This is a genomic window from Microbacterium sp. OVT16B (assembly GCF_019969705.1).
GTDB lineage: Bacteria > Actinomycetota > Actinomycetes > Actinomycetales > Microbacteriaceae > Microbacterium > Microbacterium natoriense.
This window is the reverse complement of the sequence record NZ_JAHXZA010000001.1, coordinates 2,764,026-2,780,736: the sequence shown is the minus strand read 5'-3', so window position 1 is coordinate 2,780,736 and position 16,711 is coordinate 2,764,026. Positions and strand designations below refer to the sequence as shown.

The following is a 16,711-nucleotide window of genomic DNA, read 5'->3' as shown; positions in this document are numbered from 1 at the left end:
TGGAGCGGCGGCGGGCGGTACGACTACTCGCCGATGCGCAGCCAGTCGTCGGCGACCTTCTCCCAGGCGTTGGTGCCGGACTTCAGGATGATCGGCCAACCGGCGGTGTTCTGCGTGCCGAACGCGTAGGGCGTGCCCACCATCGGGTTGTCGATCGCCTTCATGTCCTGCAGCGCCGTGCTGACGCTCTCCCGCGTGATGTCGCCCTTGATCGACTTCAGCACCTCGATGAAGTACGTCGCCGCGAGGTAGCCGCCCTGGCTGAACGACGTGAGCGGGATGTCGTTCTTCTCCATCAGCGCTCGCCAGTCCTTGTTGATGTCGTTGTCGTCCGTGAACGGGTAGAACTCGGCGGGCACGTAGATGCCGGCGCCGGCGTTGTCGACCGCCTTCGCGAAGTTCTCGCTGTAGACGCTCGTCAGGTAGAGCCAGGTCACGTCATCCCAGCCCTGCGCGTTCGCGGCCTTGACCTGGCCGATCGCGTCGGGCTCGACCGGGTTGATCGCGAGGGCCTTGCAGCCCTGCTCGCGCGCCTTGACGATGTAGGGCGTGTAGTCGGATGCTCCGTACGGCACGGTGTCGTCGACGTACTTCGGCTTCTTGCCGGTGATCTCGGTCCACTTGTCGATCGCGGCCTGGTAGGTCGGGCGCGTGGAACCGGCGATCTCGAGCAGGACGCAGATGTCGTCGAGACCCAGGACCTCGGAGCCGTACTGCAGCGTCAGGGTCATGTCGTTGAACGGGCCGACGTTGGCGGGGGAGATGTTCTTGCTGTCGAAGCATCCCGTGTCGACGCCGATGCCGGGGATGGAGAGGATGCTCTCCTGCTCGTAGTACTTGGCGTTGATCTCGCACTCGATGAGGCTCGCCGAGCCGACCAGCGCGACGGCGCCGTCGCTGCCGACGAGCTCGCGGGCCGAGGCGGTGGCCGTGGCGGGGTCGCCCTTGTCGTCGAGCGACTTGTAGTCGATCTTCTGGCCGTTCAGGCCCCCGGCCTCGTTGAAGGCGTCGAAGACGGCGGCCGCCGCCTGCGAGGCCTCGGGGAAGGTCGCCGGTCCGCTGATCGTGTTGACGGAGCCGACGACGATCGAACCGCCCCCGCCTCCGCCCGATCCGCCGTCGTCGGCGCAGCCGGACAGGATGAGGGCTGCCACGGCGATAAGGGCCGCAGTGCCTGCTACTCGCTTGTTCATGTGCTTCCTTGCCTCTCGATTTCGGGTGTTGCTGTGCCGACGGGTCAGCCGCGTAGGGCGCGATTGACCAGTTCGGTGTCGGTGAACTGCTCGAAGGCGGTGACCCTGCCGTCGGTCAGCCGCCACACGTGGGCGACCCTGGCGGCGAAGAAGCGCCCGGTCAGCGTGAAGGTGCCGGAGTAGGTGCCGATGCCGACGACCACGTCGCCGCCGTCGACGACCTCGTCGATCGCGACCGTGTAGTCGTCCCACTCCTCCTGGATCCGCTGGAAGACGCCGGCGGCGACCGCGTCGGGGCCGATGTAGGTGCCCGCGTAGGGGAACCCCGCCGCCTCGGTCCACTGCACGTCGTCGGCGAGGGGGGCGAGCATCCCGTCGAGGTCGCCGCGGTCGCTCGCGGCGTAGTGCTCGCGGATGATGTCTGCGTTGCTCATGTGCGCGCTCCTCGATCAGACGGGCTGGGCGTCGGGATAGGCGACGGAGCCGAGGGGATAGATGTGGCCGCCGCCGCGGGAGTGCTCGGCATCCCCGTCTCCGTTGAGGCCGAGGAAGATGCCGGTGGTCATGAGCTGGTATCCGAGATCGTGCAGCCAGACGCTGGCGACGGCGATGCGGAACTCGCGGAAGCAGAACAGGTACAGTCCGTCGGCGAACTTCCAGACGGTCGAGAGGTCCATGTCTCCGTGGCCGCGCTGCACGCCCTCCAGGCACTGCCAGGCGTAACGCTGGCTGGAGACGTAGACATGCTCGTACAGGTGGTGCGGGCTGTACCGGTAGACGTTGCGCTTGCCGATGAGGTCGCGGCTCGGACCGGGGATCTCGCCCGTCGGCTCCCCGCCGTCGACGGTCGCGGCCCAGAACTCCTGGCCGACCTGCGGCTCGCCGGGGAGAGCCTCGGCGGCGATGCGGGAGCGGACGACCGTCGCCCTGCGGGTCGAGGTCGAGTAGACGACGGTGATCGCCTCGCGCTCGCGGCTCTCCAGCGGGATGTTGACGAACACGACGTCGTCGCGCACCGCGACCGCATCGTACGGGTCGGTCCCCGTGGCGTCGAACCCGGTCCACGTCACGGCCACGGAATCGAACACGAGCGAGAAGGCCGAGCCGTCGTCGAGGGTGAGCGCCACCGCGGTTCCCGCGAGGGACACGTTCGGCAGGCGGAAGGTGTCGATGCCCGCGGCAAACTCGTCGTAGGTGCGCCACTCGTCGAGCGCCGGGTCGGTGGAGATGTCGGTCATGGAGGTCCTGACGTCGCACACGGCGGAGCATCCTCGCTCCGGGCACCGCAGCTTCGCGGTGCGCTTGCCTCATGCTCGATCCGGGCGCCTCATCCGCTCAAGGCGCGCGCGACCATCGCGCGCCGAGAGTCAACCGGCGTGCCCTCCGGGGCAAGTGCAGGATGCTGGGCGACGGCTCTCACCCGCGCGCCGATGCGAACAGCGGCGCGCCACGGCGATGGCGACGGCACGGGCGCGCTGGGCGGCGAGAGGATGCCGGTCGCCGCCCAGCGGCCGTCGGCGGGCCGTCAGTGCGCGGCGCGGTACTCGCTGGGCGAGATGCCGAAGGCCGTCTTGAACGCGCGGCTGAAGTGCGCGGCGTCGACGAACCCCCAGCGCGCGGCGATCGCCGCGACCGGACGGTCGGCGAGCATGGGGTCGAGCAGATCCCTGCGGCACTGCTCGAGGCGTCGCGTGCGGATCCAGGTCGACACCGTGACGCCCTGCTCCTGGAAGAGCCCGTGAAGGTGCCTGGTCGAGATGTAGTGCGCCGATGCGATCGAGGCGGGCCCGAGGTCGGTCGAAGCGAGGTTGCGGTCGATGTAGGAGCGGATGCGCTGCACGAGCGCGCGGTGCGGATCGGCGGAGACCTCGTCGAGACCGAGCTCGCGGGTGAAGACGGTGGACACGAGGTCGAGAGCGCTGTGCGCGAGGCGGGCGCCGGTGGTCCCCGCGAGCTGGTCGAGATTGCCGGCGAGCTGGGTCAGGTAGGGCACGACCATGCCGCCGAGACCCTCCTGTCCGGAGATGCGCACGGCCGTCAGCTGTCCGATCATCTCCGGCGGCAGGCTGATCAGATGCTTCGGGAACATCACGACCATGGTGCGGAAGTCCTCGTCGAACACGAGGGAGTACGGGCGGTCGGTGTCGTACACGGCGAGGTCGCCGGGGCGCAGCACGGCCTCCCGGTCGTCCTGGATGAGCAGGCCGGTGCCGGCGAGCATCAGGCTCAGCTTGAAGTAGGAGCGATCTCCACGGGCGATGAGCTCGGGGGTGCGCTCGACGACGTGCGACGTCGCGCGCAGGTCCGTCACGTGCACCTCGTCGACGGAGGCCGCGCGGATCATGCCGCGGAAGTGGTCTGCTCCGCTGCTGGAGACCTGCAGGGGGACGAAGGACTCCGACACCGCGGCGCGGAACTCGCTGATGTTGCGCGCGACGAGAGTCGACACCGATTCGGCGGAAGCCGTGGGTGCACCGTTCATGAAAGATCACCTCGGGTGGTGGAACGACGACGTTGTATACGATCCGTTCCGTGATGTTATCACCGACTGCGCCCGCCCCGCGCGGCTTCTAGGATGTGGAGCGGAGGGCGGAGTATGAAGAGGATCGGCGAGCAGGCCATGCGGGTGCTGCGACAGCTGCGGGGGCCGGACACATCCGATTCCGTGTTCGAGGCGACGGCGCTGATCGTCGGGACGCTGTTCCTCGTGCTGGGGTTCGTCATCGCCTTCCCGGTGTTCTTCGGGCACGAGCTCGCGATCAGCGGATCCGGCTCGATCGGCGGCTTCGCCGCGTACGGCGGGGCTCTCACCGCCGTGCTCGCGTTCGTCCTCGGACGGGTCGCCGTGCGTCCGGTCGAGATCGCGGAGGATGCCGTGCGCGACGGCTTCAGCGTGCCGGGGGACCGGCTGCGCTGGTACGACCTCGCGGCGATCGCCTTCGCGCACGCGGCGATCGCGTATCTCGGCTGGCTCGGCATCGCGAAGCTGCTCGAGCTCAGCTTCATCGGCGCGCCCGTGTTCGCCTTCCCTGGCGCGATCCTCGTCAGCGTCGCGTTCGCGCTCACCGCCTACGTGAGCTTCCTCAGCGCGGTGGCGCTCACCCCGATGGTGCTCTCGCTGGTGCTCGCGGTGTTCCTGGTGGTCGGGGCGTTCGCCGCGATGCTCGCCTCGAGCGACGAGAACTGGTGGCGCGACAACCTGTCCGCCCTGGGCATGAGCACCAACAGTGCGTCGATCGCGTTCAACGCGACGCTGATCATCGCCGGCGTCATGATCACCACGATCTCCCGCTACGCGACGGCCGGGCTGCCGGTCGACGACGAGAAGGATCGGCGGGGGCGCTTCCTGGTGCGCGGCGGGCTGATCCTCATGGGCGTCTTCCTGGCCTGCGTCGGGATCTTCCCCGTCGACGAGTTCTTCCTGCTGCACAACACCGTCGCGACCGGCATGGCCGTCGTCTTCGCCGTGGTCGTGGTGGGCCTGCCCTGGTTCCTGCGGACGATCCCCCGCGTCTTCGTGCTGTTCGGGTGGGCGTACGTGCTCGTGATCGCCGTGCTCGGGGCGTTCTTCGCCGTCGGCTACTACAACCTCACGGCCGTCGAGCTGATCGCCGCCGTCCTGATCTTCAGCTGGATCATCGTCTTCCTGCGGACCGCGGGTTCCGTCGTCGGCAGCACGGCGGGCGACCCGGTCCCGGTCACTGCAGAGGGGTGACCGAGGCCGGGGCCGCCCAGTTCGTCGTCGCGCTGACTCAGCCGCGGCGTGCGCGGAGGCCGAGGACGGCGGCGAGGAGCCCGACCGCGGCGATCACGGCCGCGCCGACGAACGCCGCGCTGTAGCCGGCGGCATTCCCGCCGTCGACGCTCGCGCCGGCGCTCACCGCGGTGAGCACGGCGAGCCCGACGGCGGAGCCGATCTGGTAGCTCGTGTTGACGAGGCCGGACGCGACCCCCGCCTCTTCCGGCGGTGCGCTCGCGATCGCCGTGCTCAGCGACGGAACGAAAGCGAGCGCCATGCCGGATGCGGCGACCAGGGACGCGGGCAGCACGTGCGCCGCGTACACGCCGTCGGCGGGAGCGAGCGCCAGCCAGCCGACGCCGACGCCCAGCAGGACGAAGCCGGATGCCACCATGGTCCGGGTGCTCAGCCGCGCCGACAGACGAGGGGCGACGAGAGTCATGCCGATCACGATCAGCACCGTCATCGGCACGAGCGCCGCGCCCGCGGCGAACGCCGATGCGCCGAGCACGTTCTGCAGGTACAGGTTCAGGAAGAACCACATCGGGATCCAGGAGGCGCCCAGCAGGAGCTGGGCGATGTTGGCGCCGGCCAGCTGGGGCAGGCGCAGCATCCCGAGGCGCAGCAGCGGCTCGGCGGCGCGGGCCTGCCGTGCGACGAACAGCCCGAGGAGCAGGATGCCGGCGCCCAGCGATCCGGTGGCCTCGATGCTCATCCACCCGATCTCCGGCGCCCGCACGACGCCGTACACGACCAGGGCGAGGCCCGCCGTGCCCGCGATCGCGCCGAGGAGGTCGACGCGACCGGTCGCTCGCACGCCGCGAGGGAACGCGATCGGTGTGAGAGCGAGGATCGCGATCGCGATCGGCACGGTGATGTAGAAGACCCAGGGCCAGCCGAGGTACTCGGTGAGCAGTCCGCCGAGGAAGACGCCGGCCGTGCCGCCGATCGGGGCGGCCGCGCCGTAGACGGCGAATGCGCGGGGGAGCTGTGGTGTCCCGCCGAACAGCGTCATGAGCAGCGTCAGCGCGGCGGGCGCGATCAGCGCGGCCCCGGCGCCCTGCACGGCGCGGGCGGCGATCTCGACACCGGCGTCTCCGGCGAGGCCGGCGGCGAGGGAGCCCGCGAGCAGCACCGCCCACCCGATGGTGAACATGCGTCGCGCCCCGAAGAGGTCGGAGAGCCTCCCGCCGAGCAGCAGCAGTCCGCCGAAGGCGATCACATAGGCGTTGAAGACCCACGACAGGGCCTCCTGCGCGAATCCGACGTCGCGGGCGATGTCGCTGAGCGCGACGCCGATGATCGACGTGTCCATGATGACGACGAACTGGGCGGCGGCGATGAGCGCCAGTCCCAGTCCGCGGCGGGGGGCTCTCGGGAGCGTGGTGGCTCCGGCGTTCTGTGTCGTGGACACGGGGTTCCTCTCGATCGGGACGCCGACGGCCGGCATCCTCTGAAAGGACTCAAGGGAATACCCCCCTGGGGTATTCCCGACGGCATGCGAAAGCGTCGCCCGAGGGGTGGATCACTCGGCGCGCAGCTCGCGGGTGGCGTCGGCCGTGCGCTGCAGGGCGTGCACGGAGTGCGCGTGTCGCCGCTGCGCGACGCCGACGAACACCGCGTCGACGAGGGCGAGCTGCGCGATGCGGCTGACCATGGCGCCGGCGCGGAAGCGCGACTCCCTGGCGTGCGTGAAGAGGGTGTGATCCGCCCCGCGGGCGAGGGGGGAGTCGGGGGCGCCGGTGATGCCGATCGTGGCGGTGCCGTTGTCGCGGGCGGTCTGCAGGAAGCGCACGGTCTCCAGCGTGGTGCCCGAGTTCGAGAAGCCGATCGCGACCGACTTGGTGGCGCTGAGCGCGGCGGCGGCGCTCGCCTCGTGCGAGTCCGAGAGCACGATCGCCGATCGGCCGATCCGCAGCAGCTTGTGGCCCAGATCGTCGGCGGCGAGGCGGCTGGCGCCGATGCCGAAGAGGAGGATCCTGTCGGCGTCGTCGATCGCGTCGACCGCGGACGCGAGCACGTCGTAGTCCAGGTTGCCGACGGTCTCCTCGATCGCCAGCAGCTCGAGGGCGGCGATCTTCGCAGTCGCCTCGCGCAGAGTGTCGCCGGCGGAGATCTCCGAGCCGAAGCCCGTGGGCATGCTGAACTGGGCGGACTCTCTGCCGAGCTCCGTCGCGAGCGACACGCGGAGCGCCGCGTAGCCGCTGACGCCGATGGCGCGGCAGAAGCGCACGACCGATGCGACCGAGGTGCCGCACGCGGCGGCGAGCTCGTTGATCGTGAGGTCGACGACGATCGACGGGTTGTCGCTCACGGCGCGGGCGATGCGCGCGAGGGAGGGTGGCAGCGTCTCGGTGGCCGTGGCTATCGTGGTCTGGATGCTCATGCCGCCCTCTCGGTCGTGGCGGACCTCTCCGCGTTGAACAATTGTTTCACGCCCTCGCGACTATGCGTAGACTATTTTCATGACTTCGCCCGCCCCCGCGTTCGCCGTCGACCTCGGCAAGACCCGGTGCCGGGTCGTGCGCGTCGTCGATCGGGAGCGAGTGCGTCACGACGGTGTCGGCGCTCCGGGCCTGGCCGCCCCGCACGGAGCGGACGCCGCCTTCGATGCGATCGTATCGCTGCTCGCGCGATTCGAGGGTCCGATCGGACCCCTAGGAGTGGGGGCTGCGGGGGCCTGGGCGGCTCCGCAGGCGGCATCCGCCCTGGCTCGACGACTGGCGCGGCAGACGGGGGCGCCGGTCGTCGTCGCCTCCGACGTGGTGACCGCGCATGCGGGCGCTCTGGACGGAGCCGAGGGCACCCTGCTCATCGCGGGAACGGGCGCCGCCGCACTCGGAGCGGATGCCGACGGCGTGCGCCTCGTCGACGGCTGGGGTCCTGAGCTCGGCGATTTCGGCAGCGGCTCCTGGTTGGGACGGGAGGCTCTGCGCGCGGTGGTGCGCGCGTCTTCGGGCCTGGGTCCTGCGACCGTGCTGACCGCCGCCGTCGAGGCCGTGGTGGGCCCCGCGTCGGCCATCCCGTCGTGGATCGGCCGCGATGAGCCCCTGGCCAGACGGCTCGCACAGCTGGCGCCGCTCGTCCTGGACTCCGCCGAGCGCGGTGACGACGTCGCCCGCGCGATCGCCGACGAGGCGGTCAGGCTGCTCACCGCCACGACCGTGGCCGCCTCCCGCACGGCGAACGTGGCCCTGCACGGCGGCCTCACCGACCACGGATGGTTCCGCGCCCGGCTCACCTCGTCCCTCGACTCCGCCGACCGCACCGTCGTCGCCTCCGCGGGCGACGCCATCGACGGAGCGCTGATGCTCGCGCTCCGCACCGACCTCCCCCACGAAAGGTTCGCGCACCGTGCCGAATGACGACCGTCTGACCGAGCTCCTCGACGAGCTCTCGCGCCTCGACACCGAGGCCTCGACGACCGAGCGCGGCGACCTCGACCTGCTCGGCTCCGTCGAACTCGTGCGCGCGATGAGCGCGGAGGACCGCAGGGTCCCCGAGGCTGTCGCCGATCGCGCCGAGGAGATCGCCGCAGCCGTCGACGGCATCACCGCGCGGTTCCGCCGCGGCGGGCGTCTGATCTACATCGGCGCGGGAACCGCCGGTCGCGTCGGCGTGCTCGACGCGAGCGAGTGCCCGCCGACTTTCGGCACCGACCCGTCGATGGTCGTCGGACTGATCGCGGGAGGCGAGACGGCGATCCGCTCCGCCGTCGAGAACGCCGAGGACGATCAGGATGCCGCCGAGCTGTCGCTGCGCGAACTGGCCCTGACCGCAGACGACACGGTCGTCGGGATCTCGGCTTCCGGTCGCACCCCGTACGTGGTCGGAGGACTGCGCTTCGCCCGCGGCATCGGCGCGCTGACGGTCGCGATCGCCTCGAACGCGCACTCCGCGATCGGTGCGGAGGCCGACATCGCGATCGAGGTCGTCACCGGCCCCGAGTTCATCTCCGGCTCGACGCGTCTGAAGTCGGGGACCGCGCAGAAGCTCGTCGTGAACATGCTCACGACCCTGTCGATGATCAAGCTCGGCAAGACCTACCGCGGGGTCATGGTCGACCTCCTCGCCACGAACGAGAAGCTCCGCGCGCGCTCCATCCGCACCGTGATGCAGCTCGCCGGCGTCGAGGCCGAGGAGGCCGCCGTCGCGCTGTCCGCCGCTTCGGGTTCGGTCAAGCTCGCACTCCTCATGCTGGCGACGGGCGCTCAGGCGGATGCCGCGGCATCCGCCCTGGAGAGCGCCGACGGCATCCTGCGCGAGGCGATCGCCGCACTGAGCTGACGCGCGCCTCGTCTCGAGGCGCGCGTCAGCTCAGTGGCCGCAGGTGCAGGCGGCGCCTCCGCCGCAGCATCCTGCGTCTGCGGTTCCATGCGCCTGGGACGACTCCGGCACGTCCATCGCGGGGTTCTGGTCGAGGAAGCCGTAGGGCTTGAACCAGAAGCCGGCGTAGTCGACGGGCATGATGGGCCAGTCCTCCGGGCGCGGGAAGTGCGTGAGGCCGAAGGTGTGCCACAGCACGATGTCCTCGCCGTCGATCGACCGGTCGTCTGCGGTGTACTCGGGGAGGCCTGCACCGCCCTGGTGGGCGTTCGGGTAGCGTCCGGCCGGCCAGATCTGGCCTGGTTCGTGCTTCGTCGCCCACAGATGCTTGGTCGCGAAGGCCGCGCGGGCCGCCACGGAGGATGCGGGGTCGGCCATCAGCAGCGCGGTCGGCTCGGGGATCAGGTGGTACGCGGTGGGGCGGCCCACGGCGTTCGTGCGCGAGGCGCTCTGGATCTCCCACACCCGGGCGACCGAGGTGTCGGCCTCGCGCTGCGCCTGCTTCTCGGTGACGAGCGGGGTCTCCGACCAGCTGAAGGCGTTGCCGAACGGGTTCTCCGGTCCCAGGGGCACGCGCTGCGCCTCGACCTCCACGAGGCGGTTGTCCTCGCCGTCGATCGCCACGTCGAGACGCGCGCTGAACAGGTGCTGGTGCACCGGTGCGAAGACGCCGGGGGCGAGCTCGGTCGCGTGCCTCTGCCGCACGCCCGGTTCTCCCGCGCCGACGAAGACGATGCCAGTGGCCTTGGCCGTGGCCTCGATCGAGCCGTCGAGGTAGAAGTGCCAGTAGAAGCCGTAGTCGTAGTTGCCGATCGTGGAGAAGTACGACACCACGAAGCGGCGCGAGCGGCGCACGTCGGCGCGACCGGCCAGATCGGTGTGCTTCCAGAGGATGCCGTAGTCCTCCTCGTGCATGCAGACGACGTTGGGGATGCGCACGGGGTGCCCGTGGTCGTCGGCGACGTACCCGTCGAGGTAGCGGATGACGCCGAGGCAGTCGCATCCGAGCTCCAGGTGGTTGGCGTTCTTGCCGAGGAGGTACTCGCCGGCGTCGAAGTAGCTGATCCAGAAGCGACCGGGCGCGGTGTCGCCGTAGGGGACGACCATCTCGGGCACGCTCGCTCGGCTGAGCACGGAGCGACCGTCGAAGCTCACGTCGTGCAGCACGAGACCCTCGCGGGCGTTGAAGCTCACGCGCATGGCCCAGTTCTCCCACTCGACCAGGGAGCCCGACACGGAGAAGCTCGGGCCCTCGGGCTGCGTGATCTCGATGGGCTTGAGGGTCGCGCGCGCCTCGCCCTGCACCTCGGGGTAGTAGTTGCCGTGGCCGGCGGGCACCGGCACGTCGCCCACGTCCTCGACGCGGATCACGCTGTTCGCCGTCAGGTCGATGTGCACGATCAGCCCCTCGACAGGGTGCGCCCACGGCGAGTCGTCCTCGTCGTACTTCAGGAAGGTGAGGGAGCGGATGACGCGGCGACCCACCTCGTCGGCGCGCCCCGTGTATCCGGGGGCGAGCGGACCGCAGAACGCGAGCTCCATGTGGTCTTCGAGGCCGCGCCGCCGCATCGCGGCCTGCCACTCGGGTGAGGCCTTGGCGATCGCCTCCGCGCGCTCGTACTCCTCGAACAGGTACTGCGGCTGGCCGTAGGGCGGCGCGTCGTTCGGCACGCGCTCGGCGCTCACGACCTCGCCGCGCGTGATCGAGACGACGACCTCTGTCGCGACGCCCGTGGCGGTGTCGAGCAGGGTGGCATCGACGCGACGGTCGATGGGGGCGCCCGGCGTCCATGCGGCGAGCTCGGCCTTGGTCGGCTCGTCGGGGAGGAGCATCGGCACGCGGACGGTGTCGCCCATGAGGCCTGCGGACTCGAGCACCGCCCTGGCGGCGGCGATCTCGGCGCCCGTGAGCGGGTCGAGGGGATGCGGCGTGGCGATCTTGTCGATGGTGACGGGCTGGTGGGACATCGGCGTACCTCACTATTTCGAGCGATTGCTCAATAAACGGGTTTCGACGATGGTACGACGGCTCAGGGCGCGCGCACAAGCCTTTCGAGCGCGTGAGGGGTCGCGTATCGCCGCATCGCCGGCGGAGGATCCGATGACGTGTGGCCCCTCAGCCTCCGGACCGGGTGTGAATGCGGGTGTGAATGCGGGCGCGGCGTGGGTGGGGGTGCGCGGCGCGGGTGTGGGGTGCGTTGCGCGGGCGGCGCGTACGGCGCGGGTGTGGGGTGCGTTGCGCGGGCGGGGTATGAGGCGCGGGTGAGGGTGCGGGATGGGGGCGTGCTGCGGAGTGTCAGGCGCGCCAGGGGGAGAGGATGCCGTCGAGCACGGCGGCGTGGGCCGCGGCATCCTGCGGCTCGGTGACCTCGACGACCTGCTGGCCGTAGGTGATCGAGCGCAGCAGCGCCATGACGGCATCCGTCGGCGTCTCCGTGCGGAGCTCGCCCGCCGCCACCGCTTCGTCGAGGGCGTCGCGGATGCTGCTCTGCCAGGTCGCGAGGGTGGGTGCGGCGGCATCCGGAGTCGGCGCGAGCGTCGCGAGGCGTCCCCAGAAGCCGACGACGACGCGCGCCTCGCTGCGGGTGCGCTCGTCGAGGGGGAGCACCTCGCCCATGAGCGCCTCCAGTCGTGCGAGCCCGTGCAGTCCCGCGGTGGCCGCGGCGATGCGCTCGTCGGTGCGGCGGGTGACCTCCGCGGCGGCGGCGCGGATGACGTCGTCGAATCCGTCGAAGTAGTGCCACAGCGAGCCGGTGGCGACGCCGAGCTCCTTCGCGACGGCGCGCGACGAGACGCTCTCGTGCCCGTCGCGGGCGGCCACCGCGAGCAGCGCCTCGGCGATCTGCCGGCGGCGCTCATCATGGTCGACGACGCGGGGCACCTGCCCATCCTGCCGCATCCGAAGTGGGTCTGGCTATTTTGAGCGCCCGATCAATATAATGCGGGGGTGGATCCCATTCTGCCCGCAGCACCGTGGCTGATGGCACTGGCGGCGCTGGTGTCGGCGGTCGCCTGCGTCGCGGCCTGGCGCGCGGTGCCCTGGCAGGGGCGGCAGTCCGCCCTCGTCATGGCGGCGGCGATGCTCGTCGTCGCGGCGGGCGGCGGTGACGCGGCACGGGGACTCCTCCTCGGCGCCGTGCTGCTGCTCTCGGCCATGCTCGGGACGATCGGCGTGCGGGGGACGCCCGCTGCGGCGGCGTGCTGCCACCGCGCCCTGGTGTCTCTCGTCATGGCGGTCTGCGCGTTCCAGAGCGCCTCGTCCGGCGCATCGACCGACGCCGTCGCGACCTCGGGGCACGCAGGTCACGGCCTGAACGGGGTCCTCTCGATCATCGGGATCGTGGGCGTCGTCGGCGTCGTGCTGTGGACGGTCGTCGCCGAGTGGTTCATCGAGCCCGTGCACGAGGGGCGGGCGGCCAAGATGCTGACGATCGAATCGTGGGCGATGGCCGCGGGCGTGGCCGTCATGTGCCTCGGCTTCTGAACCGGCGACGGCGCCCGCGCTTCCCGGTCCCGGCGCGGATTCGGTAGCGTGGCCGGATGCCCCTCGCCCTCATCACCGGCGCCGCCCGCGCGAACAGCATCGCGGCAGGCATCGTCCCCCGTCTCCGCGCCGCCGGCTGGACGGTCGTCACGAGCGACCTGACCGATGCCGACGTGCCCGCCGACCTCTCGACGCCCGAGGGGCCTGAGCAGCTGATCGCCGAGGTGAACCGTCGATACGGCGCGATCACGGCCCTCATCCTCAGCCACGCGCACGACGTCGAGTCCGGCATCCTCGACACGACGGCCGAGAGCTTCGACCTGCACGTCGCCGTGAACGCCCGCGCGAGCCTGCTGATGATCGCCGCGTTCGCCCGCCAGGCGGGGGAGGGCGGCGGAGTGATCGTCGCGCTCACGAGCGATCACGTCACCGGCAACCTGCCCTACGGCGCCTCGAAGGGGGCCCTCGATCGGCTCGTGATCTCGGCCGCACGCGAGCTGGGGCCGAAGGGCATCTCGGCGAACGTGCTCAACCCCGGTCCGATCGACACGGGCTGGATGGACGACGAGACCCGCACGGCCCTCGGCGGGATGACTCCGCTGGGTCGGCTCGGACGCCCCGCCGATGTGGCCGCGACCGTGGAGTTCCTCGTGTCGGACGAGGGCCGCTGGATCTCCGGTCAGCTGCTCAAGTCCGACGGGGCCTTCTCGGCCGATTTCTGAGGCCGACGCTCAGTCGCGCGCGGCCGGGCGCACGAACGCCCAGGCGGAGATCGCGGCCACGGTCGCGGCCGCCGTCATCGTGAGCGCCATGGTGAGCGCGGTCGTGCCCCCGATGCCGGCCGCGAGCGGGGCGACCACGGGCCCGAAGAGGAACATCGACACACCCAGGAGAGCCGAGGCCGTGCCCGCCCGCGCTCCGTGGTGGGCCAGCGCGAGGGTCTGCCCGTTCGGCCCGCCGATCCCCGCGCACAGCATGAAGCCGATGAGCGCTGCGGCGACGCCGATCACCCCGGCGCCGCCGATCGCGACCACCAGGAACGCCGTCGTCGCGATCAGGGTGGCCGTGATGCCCCCGAGGTACACCCGCAGCGGTCCCCAGCGCCGCACCACGAGACGGCTGGCCTGACTGCCGAGGATGTTCGCGAGCGCTCCGGCGGCGAACGCGAGGCTGAAGGTCTGCGGGCTCAGCCCGAACCGGTCCTGCAGCACGAACGGCGACATCGACAGGTACGTGAAGAACGCGACCCCGCCCGCGGCGCCCGCGCACAGCACGGCGAGGAACAGCCGATCCCGCACCACGGCGCCCGCGTGCCCTGCGAGCACCCGCACGCCGCCGCCGTGCCGGTCATCGCGGTCGAGGGTCTCGGGGAGCGCCAGCACGACCACGAGCAGCAGAGCGACGCCGACACCTCCCAGCACCCAGAAGATGCCGCGCCAGTCCATGATCCGCGCAAGCTGGCCGCCGACGATGGGTGCGATGACCGGTGCCGTGCCCGAGACGAGGAACAGCAGCGACAGCATCCTCGACAGCTCGACGCCCTCGAACTGGTCGCGGGCGACGGCGAGGCAGATGACGATGCCCGCGGATCCGGCGAGACCCTGCAGGAACCGCGCGAGCAGCAGCAGCTCGATGCTCGGCGCGACGGCGCACAGCACCGAGAGCACGGCGAACGCGGCGACGCCGACCATGAGCGGCAGGCGCCGCCCCAGGCGGTCGCTCAGCGGACCGGCGATCAGCTGACCGAGCCCGAGCCCGATCATGCACGCCGACATGGTCGCCTGGCCGAGCGCCTCCGAGGTGCCGAGGGACGCCGCGAGCTGCGGCAGCTGCGGCAGATAGAGGTCCATCGACAGCGGGCCGAAGGCCTCGAGCATCCCGAGCACGAGCATGGCGCGCAGCGCCCCCATGCGCGGGCGGGGAACGCTCATCCGCCGAGGCGCAGCACGCGGCGCAGCCAGCTCTCGCGCGCGGCGACGGCGGCCTTCGAGACCTCGGCGTCGGGGGAGAAGCCGGCGAAGCCGTGATAGCCGCCGGCCCACACGTGCAGCTCGGCCTGTCCGCCCGTGGCCCAGATGCGCAGCGCGTAGTCCACCGCCTCGTCGCGGAACGTCTCCGCGGCGCCGACCTCGATGAACGCGGGAGCGAGTCCGGAGAGGTCGCGCGCTCTGGCCGGCGCGACGTACGCGGACAGGTCGTCGCTGAACCGGTCGGCGCCGGCGATCGCGTCCCACGCGGTGTCGTTGTTGTTGCGGTCCCAGGCGCCGAAGCCGTCGTACTGACGGCTGGAGACGGTCTCGTTGCGGTCGTCGAGCATGGGGCAGCCGAGCAGCTGGCCGGCCAGGCGCGGCCCGCCGCGGTCGCGCGAGAGGAGCGCCACCGCCGCCGAGAGACCGCCGCCGGCGCTCATGCCGGACGCGATGATGCGCTCTGGGTCGATGCCGAGCTCGTCCGCGTGCGCCGCCATCCACTCCAGGGCGGCGTAGCAGTCCTCGGCCTGCGCCGGCCCCGGATGCTCGGGCGCCAGTCGGTACTCGACGGCGACGCCGACGACGCCGTGGCGCTCTGCGAGGTCGATGAGCTCCCCGGTGCCGAAGAACCGGGTGCCCAGCACCATTCCCCCGCCGTGGATGGAGAGCACGGCGGGGGCGGGGCCGGAGGAGGGGCGAGCGGGCCGGACGATCGTGATCTCGACGTCGGGGGCTCCGGCGGGGCCGGGGATGAGGCGGTCGTCCCAGGAGACGGCGCGGCCGGCGGCCTGCACGTCCATGGGCGGGATGATCGTGGCGAAGTGGTCGCGGTTCGCGTGGATGGTGTCCGCGCGCAGCGGGATGATCTCGACGAGGTCGACGAACGCGTCGAGCCCGGCGACGAGCTCGGGGTCGTAGGGGACGGGGATGCTCATCGGGCGGACCCCCACGTGCGGCGGAGCCACGACGACCGGGCCGACAGAGCCGCCCTGGTGATCTCGGCATCCGGCATGTACATGTCGAAGCCGTGCGCCCCGCCGCCCCACACGTGCAGCTCGGCCTGGCCGCCGGTCGCCCAGATGCGCAGCGCGTACTCGGTGTCCTCGTCGCGGAAGGCCTCGGCCTCGCCGACCTCGATGAACGCGGGAGGGAGGCCTGCGAGATCGGCGGCGCGGGACGGAGCGGCGTAGGCGGGGGCGTCCGCGCTGAAGGCGAGCTCGTCGCCCAGCACGCACGACCACGCGAGCAGGTTCATCTCGCGCTGCCACGTGCCGATGCCGTCGTACTGCCGGCTCGCCACCGTGGTGTTCGTGTTGTCGATCATGGGGCACAGCAGCAGCTGCCCCGCCATGACGGGGCCACCGCGGTCGCGGGCCATGAGCGCCACGGCGGCCGTGAGTCCGCCGCCGGCGCTGCCGCCGCCGACGATGATGCGCTCGGGGTCGATGCCGAGCTCTGCGGCTCTGGCGTGCGTCCACACGAACGCGGCGTAGCAGTCCTCGACGCCCGCGGGGAACGGATCCTCCGGAGCCAGGCGGTACTCGACGTTGACGGCGACGACCCTGTGCCCCTCGACGATGTCGACGACGCGCGCGGTCTCCCACGAGCGATGCCCCACGATCATGCCGCCGCCGTGGATGTTCACGAATCCGGGCAGCACCTCGCCCTCGCTGCCCCGTGGGCGGAAGACGGTGATCTCGATGTCGGGGGCGCCGGCGGGGCCGGGGATGATCCTGTCCTCCCAGACGATCGCACGTCCGGCGATCACCGCGTCGGGGCCGGGGAACATCCGATCGGTGTCCGTCCGGGGCAGGGTGTCGCGGGTCAGCGGAGGCTGAGGGTTCTTCGCGAGCTCGTCGAGCACGGCCTGCACCTCGGGGTCGAAGGGCACGGGGGCGACGGTCGGGCGTCCGGCGGCGGTGGCGGTCATTCTCTCTCCTGGGGTCGTTGGGGATGGGCGTTTCGTCTCGTCGCTAGCGCTCCTCGCTCAACGACCGAG

The 16,711-nt window shown here is 71.3% G+C and carries 16 protein-coding genes; 5 read left to right on the top strand and 11 right to left on the bottom strand.

The annotated features are described in order from the left end of the window. Positions 1-23: 23 nt before the first annotated feature. From LC438_RS13225 to LC438_RS13210, 4 genes are all read right to left on the bottom strand, one after another. Positions 24-1,193 (bottom strand): ABC transporter substrate-binding protein, encoded by a 1,170-nt coding sequence (locus LC438_RS13225; RefSeq protein ID WP_223586834.1) that lies wholly within the window; start codon positions 1,191-1,193, stop codon positions 24-26. Positions 1,194-1,237: 44 nt separating this feature from the next. Then, positions 1,238-1,627 carry a nuclear transport factor 2 family protein gene (locus tag LC438_RS13220; RefSeq protein ID WP_105677001.1) on the bottom strand — a complete coding sequence of 130 codons (390 nt, stop codon included), beginning with the start codon at positions 1,625-1,627 and terminating at the stop codon, positions 1,238-1,240. 15 nt (positions 1,628-1,642) lie between these two features. Continuing rightward, positions 1,643-2,431 (bottom strand): MoaF C-terminal domain-containing protein, encoded by a 789-nt coding sequence (locus tag LC438_RS13215; protein ID WP_223586833.1) that lies wholly within the window; start codon positions 2,429-2,431, stop codon positions 1,643-1,645. 287 nt (positions 2,432-2,718) lie between these two features. After that, complete coding sequence (locus tag LC438_RS13210; protein WP_105676999.1) at positions 2,719-3,675, bottom strand: helix-turn-helix domain-containing protein; 957 nt, start codon at positions 3,673-3,675, stop codon at positions 2,719-2,721. Positions 3,676-3,789: 114 nt separating this feature from the next. On the opposite strand from LC438_RS13210, the gene LC438_RS13205 reads away from it, so the two are divergent. Next, positions 3,790-4,908, top strand: a complete 1,119-nt coding sequence (locus tag LC438_RS13205) for a DUF998 domain-containing protein (RefSeq protein ID WP_223586832.1) — start codon at positions 3,790-3,792, stop codon at positions 4,906-4,908. Positions 4,909-4,945: 37 nt separating this feature from the next. Here the strand turns inward: LC438_RS13205 and LC438_RS13200 are convergent, their stop codons facing one another. Both LC438_RS13200 and LC438_RS13195 read right to left on the bottom strand, forming a co-directional pair. After that, on the bottom strand, positions 4,946-6,346 hold the full coding sequence (locus tag LC438_RS13200; RefSeq protein ID WP_223586831.1) for an MFS transporter: 1,401 nt from the start codon (positions 6,344-6,346) through the stop codon (positions 4,946-4,948). A gap of 111 nt (positions 6,347-6,457) precedes the next feature. Continuing rightward, complete coding sequence (locus LC438_RS13195; RefSeq protein WP_105676995.1) at positions 6,458-7,318, bottom strand: MurR/RpiR family transcriptional regulator; 861 nt, start codon at positions 7,316-7,318, stop codon at positions 6,458-6,460. Positions 7,319-7,397: 79 nt separating this feature from the next. Here LC438_RS13195 and LC438_RS13190 point away from each other — a divergent pair, with 79 nt between their 5' ends. Beyond that, a complete protein-coding gene (locus tag LC438_RS13190) occupies positions 7,398-8,297 on the top strand; it encodes an N-acetylglucosamine kinase (RefSeq protein WP_223586830.1) in 900 nt (299 codons plus the stop codon). Then, positions 8,287-9,219, top strand: coding sequence for an N-acetylmuramic acid 6-phosphate etherase (murQ, locus tag LC438_RS13185; protein WP_223586829.1), 933 nt, complete (start codon positions 8,287-8,289; stop codon positions 9,217-9,219). Before LC438_RS13190 ends, murQ begins: the two co-directional genes overlap by 11 nt. A 30-nt stretch (positions 9,220-9,249) precedes the next feature. Here murQ and LC438_RS13180 read toward each other — a convergent pair whose 3' ends face one another. Together LC438_RS13180 and LC438_RS13175 are read right to left on the bottom strand one after the other, a co-directional pair. Then, positions 9,250-11,226 carry a primary-amine oxidase gene (locus LC438_RS13180; protein ID WP_223586828.1) on the bottom strand — a complete coding sequence of 659 codons (1,977 nt, stop codon included), beginning with the start codon at positions 11,224-11,226 and terminating at the stop codon, positions 9,250-9,252. A 328-nt stretch (positions 11,227-11,554) separates the two neighbouring features. Beyond that, positions 11,555-12,139 carry a TetR/AcrR family transcriptional regulator gene (locus tag LC438_RS13175; RefSeq protein WP_223586827.1) on the bottom strand — a complete coding sequence of 195 codons (585 nt, stop codon included), beginning with the start codon at positions 12,137-12,139 and terminating at the stop codon, positions 11,555-11,557. A gap of 66 nt (positions 12,140-12,205) precedes the next feature. On the opposite strand from LC438_RS13175, the gene LC438_RS13170 reads away from it, so the two are divergent. Further along, positions 12,206-12,742, top strand: coding sequence for a hypothetical protein (locus LC438_RS13170; protein WP_223586826.1), 537 nt, complete (start codon positions 12,206-12,208; stop codon positions 12,740-12,742). A 56-nt stretch (positions 12,743-12,798) separates the two neighbouring features. Then, positions 12,799-13,464, top strand: a complete 666-nt coding sequence (locus tag LC438_RS13165; RefSeq protein WP_223586825.1) for an SDR family oxidoreductase — start codon at positions 12,799-12,801, stop codon at positions 13,462-13,464. 9 nt (positions 13,465-13,473) lie between these two features. On the opposite strand, the gene LC438_RS13160 is transcribed toward LC438_RS13165, so the two are convergent. The 3 genes from LC438_RS13160 to LC438_RS13150 are packed head-to-tail and all read right to left on the bottom strand — an operon-like array spanning position 13,474 to position 16,642. After that, positions 13,474-14,673: a multidrug effflux MFS transporter gene (locus LC438_RS13160; RefSeq protein ID WP_223586824.1), complete on the bottom strand. Its 1,200-nt coding sequence runs from the start codon at positions 14,671-14,673 to the stop codon at positions 13,474-13,476. After that, positions 14,670-15,647, bottom strand: a complete 978-nt coding sequence (locus LC438_RS13155; protein WP_223586823.1) for an alpha/beta hydrolase — start codon at positions 15,645-15,647, stop codon at positions 14,670-14,672. The genes LC438_RS13160 and LC438_RS13155 overlap by 4 nt, the downstream gene beginning before the upstream one ends. Continuing rightward, a complete protein-coding gene (locus LC438_RS13150; RefSeq protein WP_223586822.1) occupies positions 15,644-16,642 on the bottom strand; it encodes an alpha/beta hydrolase in 999 nt (332 codons plus the stop codon). Before LC438_RS13150 ends, LC438_RS13155 begins: the two co-directional genes overlap by 4 nt. Positions 16,643-16,711 lie beyond the last annotated feature (69 nt).